The 21,645-nt window shown below is 56.6% G+C and carries 20 protein-coding genes; 13 read left to right on the top strand and 7 right to left on the bottom strand.

Annotated elements, in window-relative coordinates:
• Window positions 1–28: 28 nt before the first annotated feature.
• A complete protein-coding gene (locus tag MWH02_RS13495) occupies window positions 29–1,003 on the bottom strand; it encodes a CobW family GTP-binding protein (RefSeq protein WP_271460830.1) in 975 nt (324 codons plus the stop codon).
• A gap of 106 nt (window positions 1,004–1,109) precedes the next feature.
• On the bottom strand, window positions 1,110–1,685 hold the full coding sequence (gene yeiP, locus MWH02_RS13490) for an elongation factor P-like protein YeiP (RefSeq protein ID WP_008105009.1): 576 nt from the start codon (window positions 1,683–1,685) through the stop codon (window positions 1,110–1,112).
• A 152-nt stretch (window positions 1,686–1,837) separates the two neighbouring features.
• On the opposite strand from yeiP, the gene MWH02_RS13485 reads away from it, so the two are divergent.
• The 4 genes from MWH02_RS13485 to fruA all read left to right on the top strand — a co-directional run bounded on the left by MWH02_RS13485 (window position 1,838) and on the right by fruA (window position 6,150).
• Window positions 1,838–2,092, top strand: coding sequence for a YkgJ family cysteine cluster protein (locus MWH02_RS13485; protein ID WP_101763700.1), 255 nt, complete (start codon window positions 1,838–1,840; stop codon window positions 2,090–2,092).
• Window positions 2,093–2,370: 278 nt separating this feature from the next.
• Window positions 2,371–3,501, top strand: coding sequence for a fused PTS fructose transporter subunit IIA/HPr protein (gene fruB / locus MWH02_RS13480; RefSeq protein ID WP_271460829.1), 1,131 nt, complete (start codon window positions 2,371–2,373; stop codon window positions 3,499–3,501).
• Window positions 3,498–4,436, top strand: a complete 939-nt coding sequence (gene fruK / locus MWH02_RS13475; RefSeq protein ID WP_101763702.1) for a 1-phosphofructokinase — start codon at window positions 3,498–3,500, stop codon at window positions 4,434–4,436. Before fruB ends, fruK begins: the two co-directional genes overlap by 4 nt.
• Window positions 4,437–4,452: 16 nt before the next feature.
• On the top strand, window positions 4,453–6,150 hold the full coding sequence (gene fruA, locus MWH02_RS13470) for a PTS fructose transporter subunit IIBC (RefSeq protein ID WP_271460828.1): 1,698 nt from the start codon (window positions 4,453–4,455) through the stop codon (window positions 6,148–6,150).
• 55 nt (window positions 6,151–6,205) lie between these two features.
• Here the strand turns inward: fruA and nfo are convergent, their stop codons facing one another.
• The gene (nfo, locus tag MWH02_RS13465; RefSeq protein WP_101763704.1) at window positions 6,206–7,051 is read right to left on the bottom strand and encodes a deoxyribonuclease IV; all 846 of its coding nucleotides are present in this window, start codon (window positions 7,049–7,051) and stop codon (window positions 6,206–6,208) included.
• 57 nt (window positions 7,052–7,108) lie between these two features.
• On the bottom strand, window positions 7,109–8,152 hold the full coding sequence (locus MWH02_RS13460) for a YeiH family putative sulfate export transporter (protein ID WP_192233326.1): 1,044 nt from the start codon (window positions 8,150–8,152) through the stop codon (window positions 7,109–7,111).
• Between the two features lie 139 nt (window positions 8,153–8,291).
• Between MWH02_RS13460 and yieE the strand changes: the two genes are divergently transcribed.
• The 4 genes from yieE to MWH02_RS13440 all read left to right on the top strand — a co-directional run bounded on the left by yieE (window position 8,292) and on the right by MWH02_RS13440 (window position 12,795).
• Window positions 8,292–9,158 carry a DNA-binding transcriptional regulator YeiE gene (gene yieE, locus MWH02_RS13455; protein ID WP_101763706.1) on the top strand — a complete coding sequence of 289 codons (867 nt, stop codon included), beginning with the start codon at window positions 8,292–8,294 and terminating at the stop codon, window positions 9,156–9,158.
• Window positions 9,159–9,294: 136 nt separating this feature from the next.
• Window positions 9,295–10,761, top strand: a complete 1,467-nt coding sequence (locus MWH02_RS13450; protein ID WP_101763707.1) for an amino acid permease — start codon at window positions 9,295–9,297, stop codon at window positions 10,759–10,761.
• 169 nt (window positions 10,762–10,930) lie between these two features.
• On the top strand, window positions 10,931–12,010 hold the full coding sequence (locus MWH02_RS13445; RefSeq protein WP_271460827.1) for a FecCD family ABC transporter permease: 1,080 nt from the start codon (window positions 10,931–10,933) through the stop codon (window positions 12,008–12,010).
• The gene (locus tag MWH02_RS13440) at window positions 12,010–12,795 is read left to right on the top strand and encodes an ABC transporter ATP-binding protein (RefSeq protein WP_271460826.1); all 786 of its coding nucleotides are present in this window, start codon (window positions 12,010–12,012) and stop codon (window positions 12,793–12,795) included. Before MWH02_RS13445 ends, MWH02_RS13440 begins: the two co-directional genes overlap by 1 nt.
• A 182-nt stretch (window positions 12,796–12,977) precedes the next feature.
• On the opposite strand, the gene fghA is transcribed toward MWH02_RS13440, so the two are convergent.
• The 3 genes from fghA to ptrR all read right to left on the bottom strand — a co-directional run bounded on the left by fghA (window position 12,978) and on the right by ptrR (window position 15,936).
• A complete protein-coding gene (gene fghA / locus MWH02_RS13435) occupies window positions 12,978–13,820 on the bottom strand; it encodes an S-formylglutathione hydrolase (RefSeq protein WP_137386162.1) in 843 nt (280 codons plus the stop codon).
• 12 nt (window positions 13,821–13,832) lie between these two features.
• Window positions 13,833–14,957 (bottom strand): S-(hydroxymethyl)glutathione dehydrogenase/class III alcohol dehydrogenase, encoded by a 1,125-nt coding sequence (locus MWH02_RS13430; protein WP_064739274.1) that lies wholly within the window; start codon window positions 14,955–14,957, stop codon window positions 13,833–13,835.
• A 67-nt stretch (window positions 14,958–15,024) separates the two neighbouring features.
• On the bottom strand, window positions 15,025–15,936 hold the full coding sequence (gene ptrR, locus MWH02_RS13425; RefSeq protein ID WP_101763711.1) for a putrescine utilization regulator PtrR: 912 nt from the start codon (window positions 15,934–15,936) through the stop codon (window positions 15,025–15,027).
• 99 nt (window positions 15,937–16,035) lie between these two features.
• Between ptrR and MWH02_RS13420 the strand changes: the two genes are divergently transcribed.
• The 5 genes from MWH02_RS13420 to mglB all read left to right on the top strand — a co-directional run bounded on the left by MWH02_RS13420 (window position 16,036) and on the right by mglB (window position 21,642).
• Window positions 16,036–17,163 carry a YbfB/YjiJ family MFS transporter gene (locus MWH02_RS13420; RefSeq protein ID WP_271460825.1) on the top strand — a complete coding sequence of 376 codons (1,128 nt, stop codon included), beginning with the start codon at window positions 16,036–16,038 and terminating at the stop codon, window positions 17,161–17,163.
• 117 nt (window positions 17,164–17,280) lie between these two features.
• Window positions 17,281–17,946, top strand: a complete 666-nt coding sequence (folE, locus tag MWH02_RS13415) for a GTP cyclohydrolase I FolE (RefSeq protein WP_049852430.1) — start codon at window positions 17,281–17,283, stop codon at window positions 17,944–17,946.
• 53 nt (window positions 17,947–17,999) lie between these two features.
• Window positions 18,000–19,160 carry a DUF418 domain-containing protein YeiB gene (gene yeiB / locus MWH02_RS13410; protein WP_101763713.1) on the top strand — a complete coding sequence of 387 codons (1,161 nt, stop codon included), beginning with the start codon at window positions 18,000–18,002 and terminating at the stop codon, window positions 19,158–19,160.
• 142 nt (window positions 19,161–19,302) lie between these two features.
• Complete coding sequence (galS, locus tag MWH02_RS13405) at window positions 19,303–20,343, top strand: HTH-type transcriptional regulator GalS (protein ID WP_101763714.1); 1,041 nt, start codon at window positions 19,303–19,305, stop codon at window positions 20,341–20,343.
• Between the two features lie 303 nt (window positions 20,344–20,646).
• Window positions 20,647–21,642: a galactose/glucose ABC transporter substrate-binding protein MglB gene (gene mglB / locus MWH02_RS13400; RefSeq protein WP_101763715.1), complete on the top strand. Its 996-nt coding sequence runs from the start codon at window positions 20,647–20,649 to the stop codon at window positions 21,640–21,642.
• Window positions 21,643–21,645: the final 3 nt, after the last annotated feature.

Below are 21,645 nucleotides of genomic sequence, written 5' to 3'. Positions count from 1 at the left end.
GTGAAAACAACGGGGCAACCTAACGCATCTAATTTAAACGAATCTTCAACAAAGCGGTCTGCAAAAGGTTCCAGTCAGCAGGCTGATGATGAATCAATTCGATGCGGCTATCAGGCGGTGTAGTAGGGCGGGTTTCTATAAACAGATCGTCGCCCTGGCGATTGATATTCACTAAACCATCGGCAGTGCGCAACACACCTTTAACGCGATCAACTGGCGCATGCCTTGCCCACTCTAGCGCTTTGATCGTATCAAACACGGTTTCACCATCGAAAATCCAGCCACAGGAAGCATAGCCCTGGCCTTCATTTAGCGCACGACGCCAGCGCGCCTGGCCATCCAGTTTCAGTGCGGCCAAGCCTTGTGGACGTGAATTATGGTAGTGATGTGCTGCATCGGGAACCGCACGATCCGCCAAGGCGGGTTGAGTCAACAGCGCGGGATCGATGTGTCCCCACGCTGCTTCCACTAGCTGACGCTCGCCCAAAAATTGCTGTTGCCAGGTCTGTAACCGCTGACGATCATCATCGCTCCAGCGATCGCTTTTATTCGCCACGATGATATCGGCCGCCACCAGCTGATCGCGGAAATTCTCATTCTCCACTACGCGTGCGTCGGCAAGCTGGCGCGGATCGAGCAGCGTTAAGGTGGCATCCACCTGAATCCAGGGTTGATAGACGGCGGCACGCAGCATATTCAGCAGCTGTTTGGGATGGCCAAGGCCAGTGGGTTCGATAATCAGACGATCGGGTTTAGCCTGTTTTAGCAGCATGTTCAGCCCAACCTGCAGCGGCAAGCCATTAACGCAGCACATGCAGCCGCCGGGAATCTCTTTCAGCGTGGCACCGCGATCGGCGAGCAGTGCGCCGTCGATGCCAATTTCGCCAAATTCGTTGACCAGAATCGCCCAGTTTTCATCGGCGGGTTTATTGGCTAACAGATGCAGCAGAGTGGTGGTTTTTCCGCTGCCGAGAAATCCGGTGATGAGGTTTACGCGCGTCACAAAAGGGCTCCCAAAAAAAGAGAATAAATCGCGCGTGGATGAGAGGCATCCGGCGCGCACGGCCTTGTTATACTATAACAATCACCGGCCGCCGGACGGAAGCACGTTATGAATCAGCGCGTCCCATATAACGACGTTCCGCAATATGAATGCGGATGCGATCGCCATTGCTCAGGTATTCCGGCACCTGAATGGATAAGCCGGTGCTCATGCCTGCGGGTTTGGAGCGAGCGCTGGCGGAGGCGCCTTTAATGCCCGGCGAGGTATCAACAATTTCCATATCGACGGTTTGTGGCAGCTCAAGCGCCAAGACCTGGCCATCCATCGTCAGCACCTGAATGCCTGGAATGCCACCTTCAGGAATAAACAGCAGCTCTTCTTCAATTTGCTCTTTTTTGAAGTTGTACGGCGTGTAGTCTTCGTCATCCATAAACACATACTCATCACCATCTATATAAGAGAAGGTGACGGCGCGGCGGCTGAGCGAAATGGCGTCAATAATATCGTCGCCTTTGAAGCGTTCTTCCACTTTCAGGCCGGTGCGGACATCGGTGAAACGCATCTTATAGAGCGTCGCGGCACCGCGAGCACTTGGGCTCTGTACATCAATGTCTTTCACCAGCAACAGTTTGCCGTTCCAGGTGACAGCCATCCCTTTTTTGATCTCATTTGCCTTTGGCATGGTGGTTTTCTCGCTGACAGGAGGTTAATGCGCGTCACGTTACTCGCGCGGCGAAAAACTGGCAAGTCAGCCAATGTAAAATTGTTGCCGGTGCATGGCATTCGCGGTCTGGGACTGTTATTGTCGCGGCGAATTGTCTGCAGGAGCGCATGATGTTTTGTCGTGACCAGTGCGGTGCCTGTTGCACAGCCCCCTCAATCTCGTCCCCGATTCCTGGCATGCCGCACGGCAAGCCGGCCAACACGCGTTGCGTGCAGCTTGATGAGCAACAGCGTTGCAAAATCTTTGGTTCACCGCTGCGTCCGGCGGTCTGTGCCGGCTTACAGCCCAGCGCCGAAATGTGTGGCAGCAGCCGTGATAGCGCCATGACATTTCTGCTTAAACTGGAAGCCGAGACGGCGCCCTGAAGCACTGCTGACGCATAGCTGAAGAATTGGGCTTAGTGCCGTTGGTCTGTACAGCAAAAGCATCAGCCTGCCTGCCGGTAAAAATCTTAAATCCAACATGAAGTGTGCGGAACGTCAAAAATCTGCTACTCAGATCGCGCATTTTCTTGCCTGCTGTACGTGGCTGTACCATATTCCCTGAAACGTTTCAGCGTTGTCACTCCGGCTAAGTCCGCGATGCACAGCAGCTTTTTTCACCATCTAGCTGAAACGATTCAATACAGCAAGCGAGGAGAGATATGTTCCAGCTCGAAGTTCAGGCCATTCATACCGGTGCTAGCGCACAGAATAAAGAAGAGGCCATTCGTCAGGTTGCCGCTGCGTTAACCGCTGCAGGCAATGTGGCCGAAGGCTACGTTAACGGCATGCTGGCGCGCGAACAGCAAACCACCACTTTCCTGGGTAACGGCATCGCCATTCCGCACGGCACCACCGACACCCGCGACCTGGTGCTGAAAACCGGTGTCCAGGTTTATCAGTTCCCGCAGGGCGTGGATTGGGGCGAAGGGCAAACGGCGTATGTGGCGATCGGTATTGCCGCTAAATCGGATGAACACCTCGCGTTGCTGCGCCAGCTCACTCACGTATTAAGTGATGACAGCATTGCTGAACAGCTAAAAACCGCCTCGGCGGAAGATTTGCGTGCGCTGCTGATGGGCGAAAACCAGGCTGCAGAATTCAAATTCGATACCTCGCTGATTGCCGTTGATGTGGCGGCCAGCGATTTAATCACGTTACAGGCACTGAACGCCGGACGTCTGCAGGCTGCAGGCGCGGTGGACGCGTCATTTATTGCTGACGTGATTTCCCGCGCCCCGCTGAGCCTCGGTCAGGGCATCTGGCTGAGCGACAGCGCCAACGGCAATCTCGGCAGCGCAGTGGCCGTAAGCCGCGCGGCAGCGCCATTCCAGCATCAGGGCGAAAACGTCGCGCTGCTGCTGACCGTGGCGGCTAACGATCAGCGTCCGCTGGAAGTGCTGGACTATCTCAGCAACCTGCTGCTCAGCAACAAAGCTGAACGTCTGCTGAAGGCCGATGCCGCCGGTATTCTGGCGCTGCTGACCAGCGAAGTCGATGAAGCTGCCGAGCTGCTGACCGCTGAATTCACCATCCGCAACGAACACGGTCTGCACGCGCGTCCGGGCACGGCGCTGGTGACCGTCATCAAACAGTTCAACAGCGACATCACCGTAACCAATCTCGATGGCAGCGGTAAGCCTGCTAACGGCCGCAGCCTGATGAAAGTCGTTGCGCTCGGTGTGAAAAAAGGCCATCGCCTGCGCTTTACCGCCAGCGGCGAAGATGCACAGCAGGCGCTGAACGCAATTGAAGAAGCGATCAATTCTGGTTTAGGCGAGGGGGTTGCATGAGCCGTCGTGTCGCAACAATTACCTTAAACCCGGCTTACGATCTGGTCGGATACACGCCAGAAATTGAGCGCGGCGAAGTTAACCTGGTGAAAACCACCGGCCTGCACGCGGCGGGTAAAGGCATCAACGTTGCCAAAGTGCTGAAGGATCTCGGTATCGATGTCACCGTCGGCGGTTTCCTCGGCAAAGAGAATCAGGACGGCTTTCAGCAGCTGTTCAGCGAACTCGGCATCGCCAACCGTTTTCAGGTGGTGCAGGGCCGTACGCGTATTAACGTTAAGCTGACCGAAAAAGACGGCGATGTGACCGACCTGAATTTCTCTGGCTTTGAGGTCACCGCGCAGGATTGGGAGCGCTTCACCGCCGATTCTCTGACCTGGCTCGGACAGTTCGACATGGTGTGCGTCAGCGGCAGCTTGCCAGCCGGCGTGGCACCAGAAGCGTTCACTAAATGGATGAGCGATCTGCGCACGCTGTGCCCGTGCATCATCTTCGACAGCAGCCGCGAAGCGCTGGTTGCCGGTCTGAAAGCCGCGCCGTGGCTGGTGAAACCGAACCGCCGCGAGCTGGAGATTTGGGCTGGTCGCAAACTGCCTGCGCTGCAGGACGTGATCGGTGCTGCACATGAACTGCGTGAGCAAGGTATTGCGCACGTAGTGATTTCTCTCGGTGCTGAAGGTGCGCTGTGGGTGAATGCCTCCGGCGAATGGATCGCCAAACCGCCTGCCTGCGAAGTGGTCAGCACCGTCGGTGCCGGCGATTCGATGGTCGGCGGCCTGATTTACGGCTTGCTGATGCGTGAATCCAGCGAGCACACGCTGCGTCTGGCGACGGCAGTGGCGGCGATGGCCGTCAGCCAAAGCAACGTTGGCGTGAAAGATCGTACCCAGTTGGCCGCGATGATGGCGCGCGTCGACTTACAACCCGTTAACTAACAGCAGGAGAGCGATAATGAAAACGCTGCTGATAAAAGATTCTTCACTGGGACTGGCGTCAGGACATCTGGCGCTGGAACGTTTACGCGCGACGGCGGCACAAGCTGGCCTGACGCTGACCGATAATGCCGCCGAAGCTGAACTGGTGCTGGTTGCTGGCCACAATATGCCGCACGACGCAGAGCTGGCCGGTAAATCGCTGGCGCTGGTTGATGTGCAGCAAGCGCTGCGCGATCCGCTGGCGGCAATCAATCAAGCCAAAGCGAGTGCCAAAACCTGGCAGCCTGCGGCTGCAATCGCTGCCGCGCCAGTAGCTGCGCAGAGCGCTGCTCAGAAACGCATCGTGGCGGTGACCGCCTGCCCAACCGGCGTGGCGCATACCTTTATGGCTGCTGAAGCTATTCAGGCCGAAGCGACCAAGCGTGGCTGGTGGGTGAAAGTTGAAACCCGTGGTTCAGTGGGCGCAGGCAACGCGATTACCCCAGAAGAAGTGGCGGCGGCCGATCTGGTGATCGTCGCGGCTGATATCGATGTGGATCTGGCGAAATTTGCCGGTAAGCCGATGTACCGCACCTCAACCAGTCTGGCGCTGAAGAAAACTGCGCAGGAGCTGGATAAAGCGCAGGCCGAAGCGAAAACCTATCAGCCGAGCGGCAATCAGGCTGCCAGCGCACAGGGCGACAGCAAAGAGAAAGCCGGTGCCTATCGTCACCTGCTGACTGGCGTTTCGTACATGCTGCCGATGGTGGTTGCCGGTGGTTTGAGCATCGCGCTGTCATTTGCCTTTGGTATCACCGCATTTAAAGAGCCGGGCACCTTAGCGGCGGCACTGATGCAGATCGGTGGCGGCAGCGCCTTCGCGCTGATGGTGCCGGTGTTAGCCGGTTTCATTGCCTTCTCGATTGCGGATCGTCCGGGTCTGACGCCTGGTTTGATTGGCGGTATGATCGCCACCAGCATTAACGCCGGTTTCCTGGGCGGTATCATCGCCGGTTTCATTGCCGGTTACGCCGCGAAGATGCTCAGCAGCAAAGTGAAACTGCCGCAGAGTATGGAAGCGCTGAAGCCGATTCTGATTATTCCGCTGGTGGCGAGTTTAATTACCGGTTTGCTGATGATTTACGTGGTAGGTAAGCCGGTGGCGGGCATCATGACTGGCCTGACAACCTGGCTGGCCAATATGGGTACCGCGAACGCAGTGCTGCTGGGCGCGATTCTCGGTGGCATGATGTGTACCGACATGGGCGGTCCGGTGAACAAAGTAGCCTATGCGTTTGGTGTTGGTCTGCTGAGTTCACAAACCTACGCACCGATGGCGGCCATCATGGCAGCCGGTATGGTACCACCGCTGGCGATGGGCCTGGCGACGCTGGTTGCGCGTCGTAAGTTCAACAAAGGTCAGCAGGAAGGGGGTAAAGCGGCGCTGGTGCTTGGGCTGTGCTTCATCTCTGAAGGTGCGATTCCGTTTGCGGCGCGTGATCCAATGCGTGTGCTGCCGTGCTGTATCATTGGCGGCGCGGTAACCGGTGCGATTTCCATGGCGATTGGCGCGAAACTGATGGCACCGCACGGTGGTCTGTTCGTCCTGCTGATTCCAGGCGCGATTACCCCAGTATTGGGTTATCTGCTGGCGATTGTGATTGGTACTGCGGTAGCGGGACTTGGCTACGCCATCCTGAAACGTCCGGAAGAAGAGCTGGTTAAAGCCGCGTAATCTTCGTCAGACATAAAAAAAGGGAGCTGCGGCTCCCTTTTGTTTAATCAGATAATTAACCCTGCTGCTCCGACTTCAACCACGCAATCTCATCCTTCCAGATATCCGGATTAATGGTTTCCAGAATCATGGGAATGCCGTCAAAACGTTTATCTTTCATCAGCCAGCTAAACGCGGTTTTGCCAATATTGCCTTCACCCAGACTGTGATGGCGGTCGACGCGACTGCCCAGCGTGCTCTTGGCATCATTCAGGTGCATACCGCGCAAATACTGGAAACCAACGATGCGCTCAAAGTCGCTGAAGGTCTCGGCGCAGGCTTCTTCGGTACGCAGATCGTAACCGCCCGCAAAGGCGTGGCAGGTATCAATGCACACGCCAACGCGCGACTTATCTTCCACGTGCTCAATAATGGTGGCGAGGTGCTCGAAGCGAAAACCGAGATTGCTGCCCTGACCGGCGGTGTTTTCGATCACCGCCACCACGCTGCTGGTTTTATCCAGCGCGATGTTGATCGATTCGGCGATACGCTTCAGGCATGCTTCTTCTTCAATCTGCTTCAGATGGCTGCCCGGATGGAAGTTCAGCAAGGTCAAACCCAACTGCTCGGCACGCTGCATCTCATCGAGGAAAGCCTCGCGTGATTTCTCCAGCGCTTCCATCACCGGATGGCCGAGGTTAATTAAATAGCTATCGTGCGGCAGAATCTGCGCGGAGGTGAAGTTGTAACGATCGCAGGCGGTTTTGAACGCATCGATCACTTCCCCTGACAGCGGTGCGGCTTTCCACTGGCGCTGATTTTTGGTGAACAGCGCAAAGGCTGTGGCTTCGAGTTCGTGGGCACGGATAACTGCCTGGTCCACGCCGCCTGATGCACTGACGTGTGCGCCGATATATTTCATGCCGCTCTCCTGATTGGGCGATTGCTGCTGCAAAGCTGCCCATCATAGCGGATGCGGTTACGCCATGAAATGTTGCACCAGCACATTGAGTGCTCCGCCGCCGAGAATTAACCAGCCAAACATCACCAATCCCAGCAGCAACGGTTTACAACCGGCCTGTTTCAGGGCGCTGAAGCGCGTAGTCAAACCCAGCGCAGCCATCGCCATCGCCAGCAGCAGATTGGCCAGCTGATTCAGCGTGCTAACAATATTGGCAGGCAGCAGATGCAGCGAGTTAAACAGCGCCACCACAATAAACAGCAGCGCGAACCAGGGAAAACTAATCGCTTGTTGCTGTGCGTTGTGGCTGCGCTGACGTTTCAGCCAGCTTCCCAGCATCAGCAAGAAGGGCGCTAACATCATCACGCGCAGCATTTTGGCAATCACGGCGGTGTTTTCGGCCTCGGCACCCATCGCGTGTCCTGCCGCAACGACCTGCGCTACTTCATGCAACGTCGAACCCGTGAAGATTCCGAAATGTTCCGCGCTAACTGTTGGCAGCAGCGACCACAGCAGCGGATAGAGGACGATACCGAGGGTACCAAACAGCACCACAGTCGCAACAGCCACCGCCACTTTTGACGGCGCAGCCTTAACGATAGGTTCACTCGCCAGCACCGCCGCCGCGCCACAAATGCTGCTGCCCGCCCCAATCAGCCACACGGTTTCGCGATCCATCTTCAGCAGACGAATGCCGATAAAACAGGTCAGCAGGAAAGTGGAGCTGAGAACCATCACATCAATCAATACGCCGCTAAGACCGACGTCCGCAATCTGCTGCACGGTAATACGAAAGCCATACAGGATGATGCCGAGGCGCAGCAAGCGCTGTTTCGCCAGCATTACGCCGCTGTCACATGCGCCGGCCATCTGCGGATAAAGGGTGTTACCGAGCACGATGCCCAAAATAATCGCTAACGTCAGCGCACCGAATCCGGCCCCGGCCAACCAAGACTGATTGCTTAACCACGCCGCGGTACCGGCAATCGCCACGGTCAACAGCAAACCCGGCAGCCAGTGATGTAGATGAAACGGGGTTTTATTCACGCTTAACTCAGCCATACTTTTCTCCTTTAGGGGTACCATTCCTGGCGACCTTCTAACATTCAATCTCTGCCTCAAGCCTGCGCTGTGCTGGTATAAAAGTAAAATTGATAATATATTTATAATTAACCAGAATAAGTAATATAAAGAGAACCGCATGCACATCACGTTGCGCCAGATTGAAGTGTTTACCGAAGTGCTGAAGAGCGGCTCGACGACGCAGGCCTCGCAGGTGCTGGCGCTGTCGCAGTCGGCGGTGAGCGCCGCGTTAGCAGATTTGGAAAACCAACTCGGTGTGCAGCTGTTTGACCGCGTCGGTAAGCGGCTGGTGGTGAATGAGCATGGCCGTTTACTCTATCCGCGTGCCGTGGGTTTGATGGAGCAGGCGGGCGAAATCGAACAGCTGTTTAAGGAAGATAACGGGGCGATTCGCCTGTTCGCCAGCAGCACCATTGGTAATTACCTGCTGCCGGGCATGATCGCCGCCTATCGCCGCGATTTCCCCGCGTTGCCGCTGGAGCTGAGCGTCGGCAACAGTCAGGATGCGATTAATGCGGTGGCGGATTTTCGCGTCGATATCGGTTTGATCGAAGGTCCGTGCCACGAGCTGGATATTATCAGCGAGCCGTGGCTGGAAGATGAGCTGGTGGTGTTTGCCGCGCCGGATGCCGCCATCCTGCAGCAGCCGATTACGCTGGAAGCGCTCGCCGCCGCGCCGTGGATTCTACGCGAGCGCGGTTCAGGCACGCGCGAGATCGTTGATTATCTGCTGCTGTCGCATCTGCCACAGTTTCAGCTCGGCATGGAGTTAGGCAATTCAGAGGCGATTAAACACGCGGTGCGTCACGGCATGGGCATCAGCTGTTTGTCGCGGCGGGTGATTGAGGATCTGCTGGAAGCCGGCACGCTGGTGGAAGTCGCGATCCCATTGCCGCGCCTGACGCGCACGCTGTATCGCATCCATCATCGACAGAAGCATGTGTCCAAAGCTTTAAGCCGTTTCCTGTCGTATTGCCGTGAATAATCACAGCGCTGATCACGCTGCGGCTAATAATTCCCGGCCGATCATGAAGGTAACTAATAACCCGACGTGAATGCTATACAGCTTGGGGCTAGCTGCTACAATCTCGCCTCATTTTTATCCAGCATAGCGTTTACACATGCATAATGACTCAAAAACAACACAACAACCTGGATTGCGCCGTGAATTAAAAGCGCGTCATCTCACCATGATCGCCATTGGTGGTTCCATCGGTACCGGCCTGTTTGTCGCCTCGGGTGCCACCATTTCTCAGGCCGGACCCGGCGGCGCGCTGCTCTCCTATGCGCTCATCGGCCTGATGGTTTACTTCCTGATGACCAGCCTCGGCGAACTCGCGGCCTTTATGCCGGTTTCTGGCTCCTTCTCCACCTACGGTTCAAAATATGTTGAAGAAGGCTTCGGCTTCGCGCTGGGCTGGAACTATTGGTACAACTGGGCGGTGACCATCGCCGTTGACCTCGTCGCCTCGCAGCTCGTCATGAACTACTGGTTCCCGGACACGCCCGGCTGGATCTGGAGCGCACTGTTCCTTGGCCTGATGTTCCTGCTCAACTACATCTCAGTCAAAGGCTTCGGTGAAGCGGAATATTGGTTCTCGCTGATCAAAGTGACCACCGTCATCATCTTTATTGTGGTTGGCGTGTTGATGATCACCGGCATCATGCGCGGTGCAGAAAACGCCGGCTGGCATAACTGGACCGTGGGTGAAGCGCCGTTCGCCGGTGGTTTTGCCGCGATGATAGGCGTGGCGATGATCGTTGGCTTCTCCTTCCAGGGCACCGAGCTGATCGGTATCGCAGCCGGTGAATCTGAGGATCCGGCGAAGAACATTCCGCGCGCGGTGCGTCAGGTATTCTGGCGAATTCTGCTGTTCTATATCTTCGCTATTCTGATCATTAGCCTGATTCTGCCGTACACCGATCCGAAGCTGCTGCATAACGATGTCACCGATATCGCCATCAGCCCGTTCACGCTGGTGTTCCAGAATGCCGGTCTGCTTTCGGCGGCAGCGGTAATGAACGCAGTGATTCTGACGGCGGTACTGTCGGCGGGTAACTCCGGCATGTACGCCTCAACGCGTATGCTGTTCAACCTGGCACGCGAAGGTAAAGCGCCACGCATTTTCGGCAAGCTGTCGAAAGGTGGCGTGCCGCGTAACGCGCTGATTGCTACCACTGTGGTGGCGGGATTGTGCTTCCTGAGCTCGAAATTTGGTAACCAGGAAGTTTACCTGTGGCTACTGAACACCTCAGGCATGACCGGTTTTATTGCCTGGTTGGGTATCGCCATTAGCCATTACCGTTTCCGTCGCGGTTATATCGCTCAGGGTCACAACCTGGCCGATTTGCCGTACCGTTCGGGCTTCTTCCCGCTGGGACCGATTTTCGCCTTTATTCTGTGTTTGATCATCACACTGGGTCAGAACTATCAGGCGTTCCTTGCTGACCGCATTGATTGGTATGGCGTGGCCGCAACCTATATTGGTCTGCCGCTGTTCCTGATTATTTGGTTGGGTTACAAGCTGACACGCGGTTCGCGCTTCGTGAAATACAGCGAGATGGAATTCCCGACGTTTAAAGAGTAGTCATACCCTTGCGCGATAAATCGCGCCGCTACGAATAAGGTGCACGTGTAGTAGCGGCGCAATTTATTGCGCATTGTTTTGGATTTTGTTACTCAGATTGAATTGATAATTATTATCACCTGCACTATTGTGGCTGCCGTTATGATTTCGACAAGAAACGGGTAGAACAATGCGTACCACCGACGCCACGCTGCTGGCGGAAAACGGCCTCGAAACCGACACCATGACGCGTTATCGTCAGGTACTGCGCCAGCGATTGATGTTAATTGGCGTGCTGGCGCTAGCGATATTAGCGTCAGTGATTCTTGATTTCACCCTCGGCCCGGCTGGGCTCTCCCTCGACACCTTATGGCAAACGCTGACGCATCCCGATGCGGTCGATGCGGGCACCCGCGTGATTGTCTGGGATATTCGTTTACCGTACGCCTTGATGGCGGTGGTGGTGGGCTTCTCGCTCGGCCTTGCCGGTGCAGAGATGCAAACCATCCTGAATAACCCGCTTGCCAGCCCGTTTACGCTCGGCGTTTCGTCGGCGGCGGCCTTTGGTGCGGCGCTGGCCATCGTTCTTGGTATCGGCATTCCTGGCTTGCCGGATCAGTGGTTTATCTCCGCCAACGCGTTTGTGTTTGCGCTATTTGCCGCCTTGATGCTGGATGGCGTGACGCGCTGGACCAAAGTTTCGACCTCTGGCGTGGTGCTGTTTGGTATCGCGCTGGTGTTCACCTTCAACGCATTAGTCTCAATGATGCAGTTCATCGCCAGCGAAGATACTTTACAGGGCCTGGTGTTCTGGACCATGGGCAGCCTCGCGCGCGCCTCGTGGGAAAAGCTCGGCGTATTAACCGCCGCCTTTGCCATCCTGATTCCGTTCTCGATGCTCAGTAGCTGGAAGCTGACCGCGCTGCGCCTCGGCGAAGATCGCGCGGTGAGTTTTGGTATCGACGTGCGCCGTCTGCGCCTGGCAACGCTGCTGCGCATCAGTATTCTCTCTGCGCTGGCGGTGGCGTTTGTCGGCCCAATTGGTTTCATCGGTCTGGTCGCGCCGCACATTGCGCGCATGATGTTTGGTGAAGATCACCGCTATTACCTGCCAGCCAGCGCGCTGGTCGGTGCGCTGGTGCTGTCGCTGGCTTCGGTGGCGTCGAAAAACCTGATTCCCGGCGTGATCATTCCGGTGGGAATTGTGACGTCGCTGGTCGGCGTGCCGTTCTTCCTCAGCATTATTCTGCGTCATCGGGGGACGGTGTAATGGAGCAGGGATTACGTCTCAAGCATTTCTCCGCCGGTTATCCGAAGCGCAAGGTGATTGACGATCTCAACGTGCCGGAGCTGCCGCAGGGCAAAATCACCGTGTTGCTTGGCCCCAACGGCTGCGGCAAATCGACGCTGTTGCGCGCGCTGGCTGGTTTGGGCAAAGGGCAGGGCGAGCTGTGGCTGAACGGTGAAGAGCTGATGAGCCAGCCGTTTGCGCGCCGGGCGCAGCGTGTGGTTTATCTGCCGCAAAGTTTGCCGGCGGGCGTGCATCTGCACGTGCTGGAGTCGATTATCGTGGCGCAGCGTGCGTCGGGTGGCTTGCACAGCGCCTCGAACGAAGCGGAGATCATGCATCTACTCGAGCAGCTCGGCATCGCGCATTTAGCCATGCGTTATCTCGATCAGCTTTCGGGCGGGCAGAAGCAGTTGGTGGGTCTGGCGCAATCGCTGATTCGCCGTCCGGAACTGTTGCTGCTGGATGAACCGCTCAGCGCGCTGGATCTTAACTACCAGTTCCACGTGATGGATCTGGTGCGTCGTGAAACCCGGTTGCGCAATATTGTGACGGTGGTGGTGGTGCACGATATCAACATCGCGCTGCGTCATGCGGATCACGCGTTGATGCTGAAGGATGGCAATCTGCTGGCGGACGGCGAGCCGTCGCAGGTGATTACGCCGGAGACGTTGGCGCAGGTGTATGGCGTGCGCGGCCGTATTGAGCACTGCTCACGCGGCATGCCGCAGGTGATGATCGACGGGCTGGCGGAGACGTTGGTGTAGTTAGGTAGGTGCACGCTGTCCTCCATAGGGTGCACGCTGTCCCCCTCCTCGGTCCTCCCCCATTAATGGGGGAGGAAGATGCTGCTATATGTGAGTAAATAAGCTGCATGTGGCAGCGTCTCCTTCCCCCGTTTACGGGGGAAGGCCGGGATGGGGGACAGCGAGCACGACAGCCAGCACCATCACACCAACAAATGCTTCGCGTGGAAACGCAGATGATCTTCCACGAAGCTGGCGATAAAGAAGTAGCTATGGTCATAACCCGGCTGAATGCGTAGCTCCAGCGGGAAACCTTGCTCACGCGCCACCGCTTCCAGTCGCTCTGGACGCAGCTGATCGGCGAGGAACTGATCGCTATCCCCTTGATCAATCAGAATCGGCAAGCGCTGTTCCACGTCACGCATCAACAGGCAACTATCCCATTCACGCCACGTCTGACGATCTTCACCCAGGTATGCGGCAAAGGCCTTCTGGCCCCACGGCACTTCGGTAGGATTGACGATTGGCGCGAAGGCAGAAGCAGACGCAAAACGTCCGCCGAGACGCAATGCCAACACCAGCGCACCGTGACCGCCCATTGAATGACCCATCACCGACTGACGATCGCTCAGCTTAAAGTTATCCGCCACCAACTCCGGCAGCTCCGCGCTGAGGTAATCGAACATGCGGAAGTTCGCCGCCCACGGCTGCTGCGTGGCGTTGAGGTAGAAACCTGCGCCCTGGCCGAGATCGTAACCGCTGTCGTTAGCCACCTCGTCACCGCGCGGGCTGGTGTCTGGCATAATCAGCACCAAACCCAGCTGCGCAGCCACGCGCTGGGCGCCGGCTTTGGTGGTGAAGTTCTCATCGCTGCAGGTCAATCCGGCGAGAAACCACACCACTGGCGGCGGTGCGTCACTCTGCGGCGGCGGCAGAAAAATGCTGAAGGTCATCGGACAGTTCAGCACGGCCGACTGATGACGCCAGCGCTGCTGCCAGCCACCAAAAATGCGATGCTCTTCTAACAGCTCCAAAGTGGAAGCCATAACGTCTCCTGATTACTTAGTAAAATGCACCACCGTACGGATGGATTTCCCTTCATGCATCAGATCAAAGGCGTCGTTAATCTCTTCCAGCGGCAGGTTGTGGGTGATGAAATCGTTCAGGGCGAATTTACCGTCGAGGTAATCCTGCACGATGCCCGGCAACTGTGAACGGCCTTTAACGCCACCAAAAGCGGAACCACGCCATACGCGACCGGTCACCAGCTGGAATGGACGGGTAGAAATCTCCTGGCCCGCGCCAGCCACGCCGATAATCACTGATTCGCCCCAACCTTTGTGGCAGCACTCCAGCGCCGAACGCATCACGTTAACGTTACCGATGCACTCGAAGGAGAAATCGACGCCGCCGTCGGTCAGTTCAACGATCACATCCTGAATCGGCTTATCGTGATCTTTTGGGTTGATCAGATCGGTGGCACCCAGTTTGCGCGCCAGATCGAATTTACTGGTGTTGAGATCGATACCGATGATGCGACCGGCTTTCGCCATCTTCGCGCCGATAATCGCCGACAAACCAATGCCGCCGAGGCCGAAGATCGCCACGGTATCGCCTTCTTTCACTTTGGCCGTGTTCATCACCGCGCCCATGCCGGTGGTGACGCCGCAGCCCAGCAGGCACACTTCTTCCAGAGGCGCTTCTTTGCTGATCACCGCCAGCGAGATTTCCGGTACCACGGTGTATTCAGAGAAGGTTGAGGTGCCCATGTAGTGGAAAATCGGCTTGCCGTCTTTGAAGAAGCGGGTGGTGCCGTCTGGCATCAAACCTTTGCCCTGGGTGGCGCGAATCGCCTGGCAGAGGTTGGTTTTGCCCGAGAGACAGAACTTACACTTGCCGCACTCTGGGGTGTAAAGCGGGATCACGTGGTCGCCGACGGCCACGCTGGTCACGCCTTCACCCACCGCTTCCACCACGCCGCCGCCTTCGTGACCGAGGATCGCCGGGAATACGCCTTCCGGATCTTGTCCCGACAAGGTGTAAGCATCGGTGTGGCACACGCCAGTAGCCACGATGCGCACCAGCACTTCACCTTTTTGCGGTGGCATCAGATCCACTTCTTCGATTTTCAGCGGTTCGCCAGCTGCCCAGGCAACGGCGGCGCGGGTTTTAATCATGTTCATGCAATCCCTCTTCCTGTAGATGCGGGGTAAGTGGCCCCGATGGTCGTGATGTCGATAAAACAGAAACTCACTCGGCAACGTGCAGCGGATGCCGCAACTCGTCGTTAACCGGGCGATCGTCAAACAGTTCAATAATCAAGTATTTCAGCGCTTCCACATTGGGTGTAAACGCATCGCGCCGCCACATCAGCCAGGTGGCGGTATCGCGGTAAGCAGGCGGTAACGCATGCTCCTGCACGCGGGCGCGGGCTGGCATTTGCGCCAGCACCGAGGCGGGAATCATCGCCACGCCCGCGCCGCCGGCCACACACGCCACCATCGCGTGGTAAGACTGTATCTCCATCACGCTGCTCGGCGCGGTCTGGCTTTCGCGATACCACGCTTCCAGCTTGGTGCGGTAGGAACAGCTGTTGCGAAAAGCAAACAGCGTGTCGCCTTGCACATCGCGCGCGCTGGCAATCGGCGCATGTTCCGGGCTGGTGATCAGCACCATCTGCTCATTAAAGGCAATGCAGCCATTGAGATCGTCGTGCGCCACCGGACCATCCACCAGCGCGGCGGCCAGCGTGCCTTCCCGCACTTTGTCGATGATTTCACCGGAAGTATTGGTGATCAGCGACAGTTCCACGGCGGGAAAACGCTGGTGATAGGCCGCCAGGAGGGCAGGGAGGCGCGTCGCGGCGGTGCTCTCCATCGAACCGAGCGCGAAATTACCGCCCGGCTCACCGGCGCGCGCCATGTTCAGCGCTTCATCGCTCAATGCCAGGATGCGCTGCGCATAGTTAAGAAAATTGTGGCCCATTGGCGACAGGCGAATGCGTTGCTTCTCACGAATAAACAGATCAACGCCAATTTCATCTTCCAGCTGGCGCAGACGCGTGGTGAGATTGGAAGGTACGCGATGGAGTTGCTCGGCGGCACGCGCCAGCGAACCGGATTCGGCCACGGAGCAAAACATGCGGAGCTGTACTAAATCCATATTCTCTTCTCGTAAACAACTTGGTTAGTATTATTCACTTTCCGTGAGTTTAAACGTCATGCATGCTAGTGACAAGTGATAAAACATTCTGAGGTCGGTATGGCGTTTCGTGTCGCGCTTAGCGCGTTCTTAAGTTTAGTGGTTGCGATGGGGATTGGGCGATTTGCTTTCACGCCGCAGGTTCCGCTGATGATTCAGGACCATCAACTGACGCTCACCAGCGCCAGTCTGGTGGCGGCACTCAACTATCTCGGCTATCTGTTTGGCTCGTTTGATGCGATGCGTGCGCGCAACCGCGTCGAGTGGCGTTTACAGGCGGGCGTGTGGGGCGCAGTGATTTTAACGCTGCTCTCGGCCTGCGTCAGCGGTCCGTGGTTACATGGCCTGATTCGTTTCCTGATTGGCTGGGCCAGCGGCTGGGCGATGGTGTTGCTGGCGGCATGGGCCAGCGACCAGCTACATCATCACGGACGTCCCGGCTTGCTGGCGGCGGTGTTTGCCGGACCCGGCACCGGCATCTTTATCAGCGGCATGCTGGCGGTGGCGCTGCACGCCAGCGGTGTCAGCGCGGCCTTTGCGTGGGCGGCTTACGGTTTGCTGGCGCTGTTGTTGATTGCCGCGATTGCGCGATTCCTGCCGCGCACCGGCCAGTTACATCGCCCCGATCAAGCTGCATCGCCGCTGGTGCTGAATGGCAATCTCAAGCGCTTAGTACTGAGTTACAGCCTCGCCGGCTTTGGCTACATTCTGCCCGCCACTTTTCTGTCGCAAATGGCGGCGGCGCGTTTTCCCGACAGCGCGTTTGCCCAGTTTGTCTGGCCGGTGTTTGGTGGCGCGGCGGTGATCGGCATCGTGTTAGGCATCCTGACGCGTCACTGGGGCAGCAGCCATCTGCGGCTGGCCATAGTGTTGTGGGCGCAGGCGCTGGGCGTTATCGCCGCGATTGTACTGCCAAGCTTGAATGGCCTGATGCTGGGCGCAGCGCTGATCGGCGGCGGCTTCCTGTGTGTGGTGCAGCTGACGCTGCAATATGGGCGCGAGCTGGCACCGCAGCATGCGCGCTATCTTGCCGGTTTGCTCACCACCGGTTATGCGGTCGGGCAGTTGGGCGGTCCGCTGCTGTCGTGGATTTCCAGCATGCTATGGCATCAGCTGGAACCCGCGCTATGGGTAGCGGGCGCCAGCTTAATCCTTGCGGGAATGCTGGTTTTACGTCGCCGTACGTGATGAAAAGCTTATCAGAATGATTACTGGATTAAGGGCGCGGAGTATTTCACAATACGCGCTCAGAATTTCCCCCGTGGGCGAAAACCCGCGGGCGCATCACCTGTCGGAGAAGAGTAAATGAGCACCTTAAGTCAGGAAGCCGCCCTGGTTCACGAAGCGCTGTTGGCGCGTGGTCTGGAAACACCGTTACGTGCCCCGGTGCGTGAAATGGATGACGCCGCGCGCAAACGCGAAATTGCCGGTCACATGACGCAAATCATGCAGCTGCTGAACCTGGATCTGGAAGATGACAGCCTGATGGAAACGCCGCACCGCATCGCCAAGATGTATGTGGATGAGATTTTCTCAGGTCTGGATTACGCCAACTTCCCGAAAATCACCGTTATTGAAAACAAGATGAAAGTGGATGAGATGGTAACGGTGCGTGATATCACGTTGACCAGCACTTGCGAACACCACTTTGTGATTATCGATGGCAAAGCCACCGTGGCCTATATCCCGAAAGAAAAAGTGATTGGCCTGTCGAAAATCAACCGTATTGTGCAGTTCTTTGCCCAGCGTCCGCAGGTGCAAGAGCGCCTGACGCAGCAAGTGCTGGTGGCGCTGCAAACGCTGCTTGGCACCAATAACGTTGCGGTGTCGATTGATGCGGTGCATTACTGCGTGAAAGCGCGTGGCGTAAAAGATGCTACCAGCGCCACCACCACCACTTCACTTGGTGGCTTGTTCAAATCCAGCCAGAACACGCGTCAGGAGTTTTTGCGCGCGGTTCGTCACAGCTAATCTGTTTGGGCAACAGCCTGTTGCCCGATTTCCTCTCTCCGTCAGGGCACTCGATGCAACGCTATCTCGCGCTGGATTTCATTCGTGGTTGCGCCATTCTCGGCATCTTGCTGCTGAACATTGTCGGCTTTGCGTTGCCATCGGCCGCCTATCTCAATCCGGCATGGCGCGGCGAGGCTGCTACGTCTGATGCCTGGACGTGGGCGATCATGGATGGCCTGGCGCAGCTGAAATTCCTCACGCTGTTTGCCTTGCTGTTTGGTGCCGGCCTTTATATGCAGGCGCCGCGCGGCAGCCGCTGGATGTCGGCGCGTCTGACGCTGCTGGTGCTGCTCGGTTTCATTCACGGCATCTTTTTCTGGGAAGGCGACATCCTGCTGGATTATGGCCTGATTGGGCTGATTATCTGGCGCATGCTGCGGGATGTGCCTTCCGACCGCGCGTTGTTACAAACCGGCGCATTACTCTATCTGGTCGGCTGCGGCGTGCTGCTGATTTTCGGCGCGGTCTCCAGCCCCAATCCCACGCGATCCTGGCTGCCGGGTGCGGCGGACCTGCAGTATGAAAGCTACTGGAAACTGCTAGGCGGTTGGGAAGCGGTGCAGAACCGGCTGGATCATCTGTCATCAGGCCTGATGGCACTGGCATCACAATATGGCTGGCAACTGGCGGGTTTGATGCTGATTGGTGCGGCATTGATGCGCAGCGGCTGGCTCAGCGGGCAATTTAGCGTGCAGCACTATCGCCGTTCGGCGGCGCTGCTGCTGACTATCGGCTGGCTGATCGCCATTCCCGGCATCGCCGCGCAGTGGATGATTGGCTGGGAATTCCGCTGGACCGGCTTTTTCCTGCAGGTGCCGCGCGATCTCGCCAGTCCGTTTATCAGCCTCGGTTATGCCGCACTTTGCCTGGGATTCTGGCCGCAAATTGCGTCAACGCGCGTCAGCTACGCCATTCAATGCGTTGGCCGCATGGCCTTGAGCAATTACCTTTTACAGACGCTGATTTGCACCACGCTGTTCTACCGCTTTGATCTGTTCCTCAGGTTCGATCGACTGCAGCTGCTGGCCTTTGTACCGGCTATCTGGCTGGTTAATATCCTGTTTTCCGTGCTGTGGCTGCGCGTCTTCCCGCAAGGCCCAATGGAGTGGATCTGGCGCAAACTGACACGTCTTGCCGCGGGAAAAGCTGATCCTTCCTCCTCGCTCAGATAATGATGTTCATCACAAAGGTTGCAGAATTGTATGTAACCGTTTTCATTGCTGTGACGTGATTCACGTAGTCGTTTCACATGCCCTGACAGAATAGCGCCGTTACGCGCTTGTCGCGCATTTTCAGCCTCTGTGGAACAGCTGCATGATAACGATTCGTGATGTCGCCCGTCAGGCCGGTGTGTCAGTAGCCACCGTGTCGCGTGTGCTCAACAACAGCAGTGCAGTCACCGCCGATACCCGGGAAGCCGTGCTGGCCGCCGTTGATGCGTTAGGCTATCGCCCGAACGCCAACGCGCAGGCGCTGGCTACGCAAATCAGTGACACCATTGGCGTGGTGGTGATGGATGTTTCCGATCCCTTCTTTGGCGCGCTGGTGAAAGCGGTGGATACCGTGGCGCAGCGTGTGCATAAACACGTGTTAATCAGTAACTCCTGGCATCAGGAAGAGAAAGAACGTCACGCAATTGAGGTGCTGATACGTCAACGATGTAACGCATTGGTGGTGCACGCGAAAACGCTTTCAGACGCCGAACTGATGCAGTTTATGGATCAGGTTCCCGGTATGGTATTGATTAACCGTACAATTCCCGGTTACGAACACCGCTGCGTCTGCCTGGATAACGTTACCGGCGCTCAGGTAGCCACGCGCATGTTGTTACAACAGGGACATCAACGCATCGGCTTTCTTAGCTCCAGCCACCCGATTGAGGATGTAACGCAACGACGTGAAGGCTGGCTGCAGGCCTTGTCAGAACAGGGAATTCGCCCGCAGGAGTCATGGATTGCGCATGCTGAACCTGATATGCAAGGCGGCGAAGCAGCGATGGTGGAGTTGCTGGGTCGTAACTTACATTTAACAGCGGTGTTTTCCTACAATGACGGCATGGCGGCGGGTGCATTGACCGCTTTAAAGGACAATGGCATCCAGGTTCCGCAGCATTTCTCTGTCATTGGCTTTGATGATATTCCCATCTCCCGCTACACGGATCCGCAGTTAACCACGGTCCGTTATCCTATTGTTTCTATGGCGAAACTCGCCACGGAATTAGCGCTCAAAGGTGCCGCAGGCGAGCTGGATCAGCTGGCTGTACACTGCTTTATGCCAACGCTGGTGCGTCGCCATTCTGTCGCCCAGCGGCAAATTGTGGAGTCGGTCACTAATTCAGGCGATAGCGCAGTGTAACCGTTTCCAATCTGTGATTGCATTCACAGTTAATTAACATGCCGCTCACTATGATGGCAGCGTCTTACCGGACTGAAACATCATGTAACGCCGGGAAACCCTCTTCCCAGCCGGTTTCAGTAGCCGATTGAAATAGTTCACAACACTCTTCAGGAAGCGTTTACCTACAGGGAAGTCAGGATTGCGATGGTGGCCCGGCTTTGCGTTACGCGTCCGCCCATTATCAGGTTTACAACCGACGGCGCTGTTTGCCCGCAGGCAAATAGCGCAATGAAATGCCCTACATAAAAAACCGGAGATACCATGAATAAGAAGGTTTTCACGCTCACAGCACTGGTTGCCAGCATGATGTTTGGTGCAACTGCGCACGCCGCCGATACCCGCATTGGCGTGACCATCTACAAATACGACGACAACTTCATGTCGATGGTGCGTAAGGACATTGAGAAAGAAGCAAAATCATTGGGCGGCATTCAGCTGTTGATGAATGACTCCCAAAACGACCAGTCTAAACAGAACGACCAGATTGACGTGCTGATGGCGAAAGGCGTGAAAGCGCTGGCCATCAACCTGGTGGATCCGGCTGCTGCGGCAGTGGTGATTGATAAAGCGCGTGGCAACGATGTGCCGGTGGTGTTCTTCAACAAAGAACCTAACGCCAAAGTGCTGGCCAGCTACCCGAAAGCGTATTACGTCGGTACCGACTCTAAAGAGTCAGGCATCATCCAGGGTCAGCTGATTGAGAAGCACTGGAAAGCCACGCCAGCCTGGGATCTGAACAAAGACGGTACCATCCAGTTCGTGCTGCTGAAAGGCGAGCCGGGTCATCCGGATGCCGAAGCGCGTACCAAATACGTGATCGATACCCTGAACAAAGACGGCCTGAAAACGCAGCAACTGGCGATGGATACCGCAATGTGGGATACCGCACAGGCAAAAGACAAAGTTGACGCCTGGCTCTCTGGCCCGAACGCCAACAAGATTGAAGTGATCATCGCTAATAACGATGCGATGGCGATGGGTGCGGTTGAAGCGCTGAAAGCGCACAACAAAACCAGCATTCCGGTGTTTGGTGTCGATGCACTGCCAGAAGCGCTGGCGCTGGTGAAGTCAGGCGCGCTGGCCGGTACCGTGTTGAACGATGCGGAAAACCAGGCGAAAGCGACGCTGGATATTGCTAACAATCTGGCCAATGGCAAAGAGCCAACCGCTGGCACCAACTTCAAAATGGACAACAAAATCGTACGTGTTCCTTACGTACCAGTAGATAAAGAAAATCTGTCGCAGTTTGTGAAGTAATTC

It is taken from the genome of Pantoea leporis, assembly GCF_028048155.1.
In the GTDB taxonomy this organism is placed as follows: Bacteria; Pseudomonadota; Gammaproteobacteria; order Enterobacterales; family Enterobacteriaceae; genus Pantoea; species Pantoea leporis.
Note: the sequence above shows the minus strand (reverse complement) of the source record. Positions and strands in the feature narration are given on the sequence as shown.

What these genes read in the sequence shown, in the direction of transcription:
- folE (WP_049852430.1), top strand. Translation starts at nt 17,281, where the DNA reads ATGAGCACCTTAAGTCAGGAAGCCGCCCTGGTTCACGAAGCGCTGTTG.
- MWH02_RS13420 (WP_271460825.1), top strand. Translation starts at nt 16,036, where the DNA reads ATGGCGTTTCGTGTCGCGCTTAGCGCGTTCTTAAGTTTAGTGGTTGCG.
- fruA (WP_271460828.1), top strand. Translation starts at nt 4,453, where the DNA reads ATGAAAACGCTGCTGATAAAAGATTCTTCACTGGGACTGGCGTCAGGA.
- yeiP (WP_008105009.1), bottom strand. Translation starts at nt 1,685, where the DNA reads ATGCCAAAGGCAAATGAGATCAAAAAAGGGATGGCTGTCACCTGGAAC.
- fruK (WP_101763702.1), top strand. Translation starts at nt 3,498, where the DNA reads ATGAGCCGTCGTGTCGCAACAATTACCTTAAACCCGGCTTACGATCTG.
- MWH02_RS13460 (WP_192233326.1), bottom strand. Translation starts at nt 8,152, where the DNA reads ATGGCTGAGTTAAGCGTGAATAAAACCCCGTTTCATCTACATCACTGG.
- nfo (WP_101763704.1), bottom strand. Translation starts at nt 7,051, where the DNA reads ATGAAATATATCGGCGCACACGTCAGTGCATCAGGCGGCGTGGACCAG.
- MWH02_RS13430 (WP_064739274.1), bottom strand. Translation starts at nt 14,957, where the DNA reads ATGAACATGATTAAAACCCGCGCCGCCGTTGCCTGGGCAGCTGGCGAA.
- ptrR (WP_101763711.1), bottom strand. Translation starts at nt 15,936, where the DNA reads ATGGATTTAGTACAGCTCCGCATGTTTTGCTCCGTGGCCGAATCCGGT.
- galS (WP_101763714.1), top strand. Translation starts at nt 19,303, where the DNA reads ATGATAACGATTCGTGATGTCGCCCGTCAGGCCGGTGTGTCAGTAGCC.
- fruB (WP_271460829.1), top strand. Translation starts at nt 2,371, where the DNA reads ATGTTCCAGCTCGAAGTTCAGGCCATTCATACCGGTGCTAGCGCACAG.
- MWH02_RS13445 (WP_271460827.1), top strand. Translation starts at nt 10,931, where the DNA reads ATGCGTACCACCGACGCCACGCTGCTGGCGGAAAACGGCCTCGAAACC.
- fghA (WP_137386162.1), bottom strand. Translation starts at nt 13,820, where the DNA reads ATGGCTTCCACTTTGGAGCTGTTAGAAGAGCATCGCATTTTTGGTGGC.
- MWH02_RS13450 (WP_101763707.1), top strand. Translation starts at nt 9,295, where the DNA reads ATGCATAATGACTCAAAAACAACACAACAACCTGGATTGCGCCGTGAA.
- mglB (WP_101763715.1), top strand. Translation starts at nt 20,647, where the DNA reads ATGAATAAGAAGGTTTTCACGCTCACAGCACTGGTTGCCAGCATGATG.
- yieE (WP_101763706.1), top strand. Translation starts at nt 8,292, where the DNA reads ATGCACATCACGTTGCGCCAGATTGAAGTGTTTACCGAAGTGCTGAAG.
- MWH02_RS13485 (WP_101763700.1), top strand. Translation starts at nt 1,838, where the DNA reads ATGTTTTGTCGTGACCAGTGCGGTGCCTGTTGCACAGCCCCCTCAATC.
- yeiB (WP_101763713.1), top strand. Translation starts at nt 18,000, where the DNA reads ATGCAACGCTATCTCGCGCTGGATTTCATTCGTGGTTGCGCCATTCTC.
- MWH02_RS13440 (WP_271460826.1), top strand. Translation starts at nt 12,010, where the DNA reads ATGGAGCAGGGATTACGTCTCAAGCATTTCTCCGCCGGTTATCCGAAG.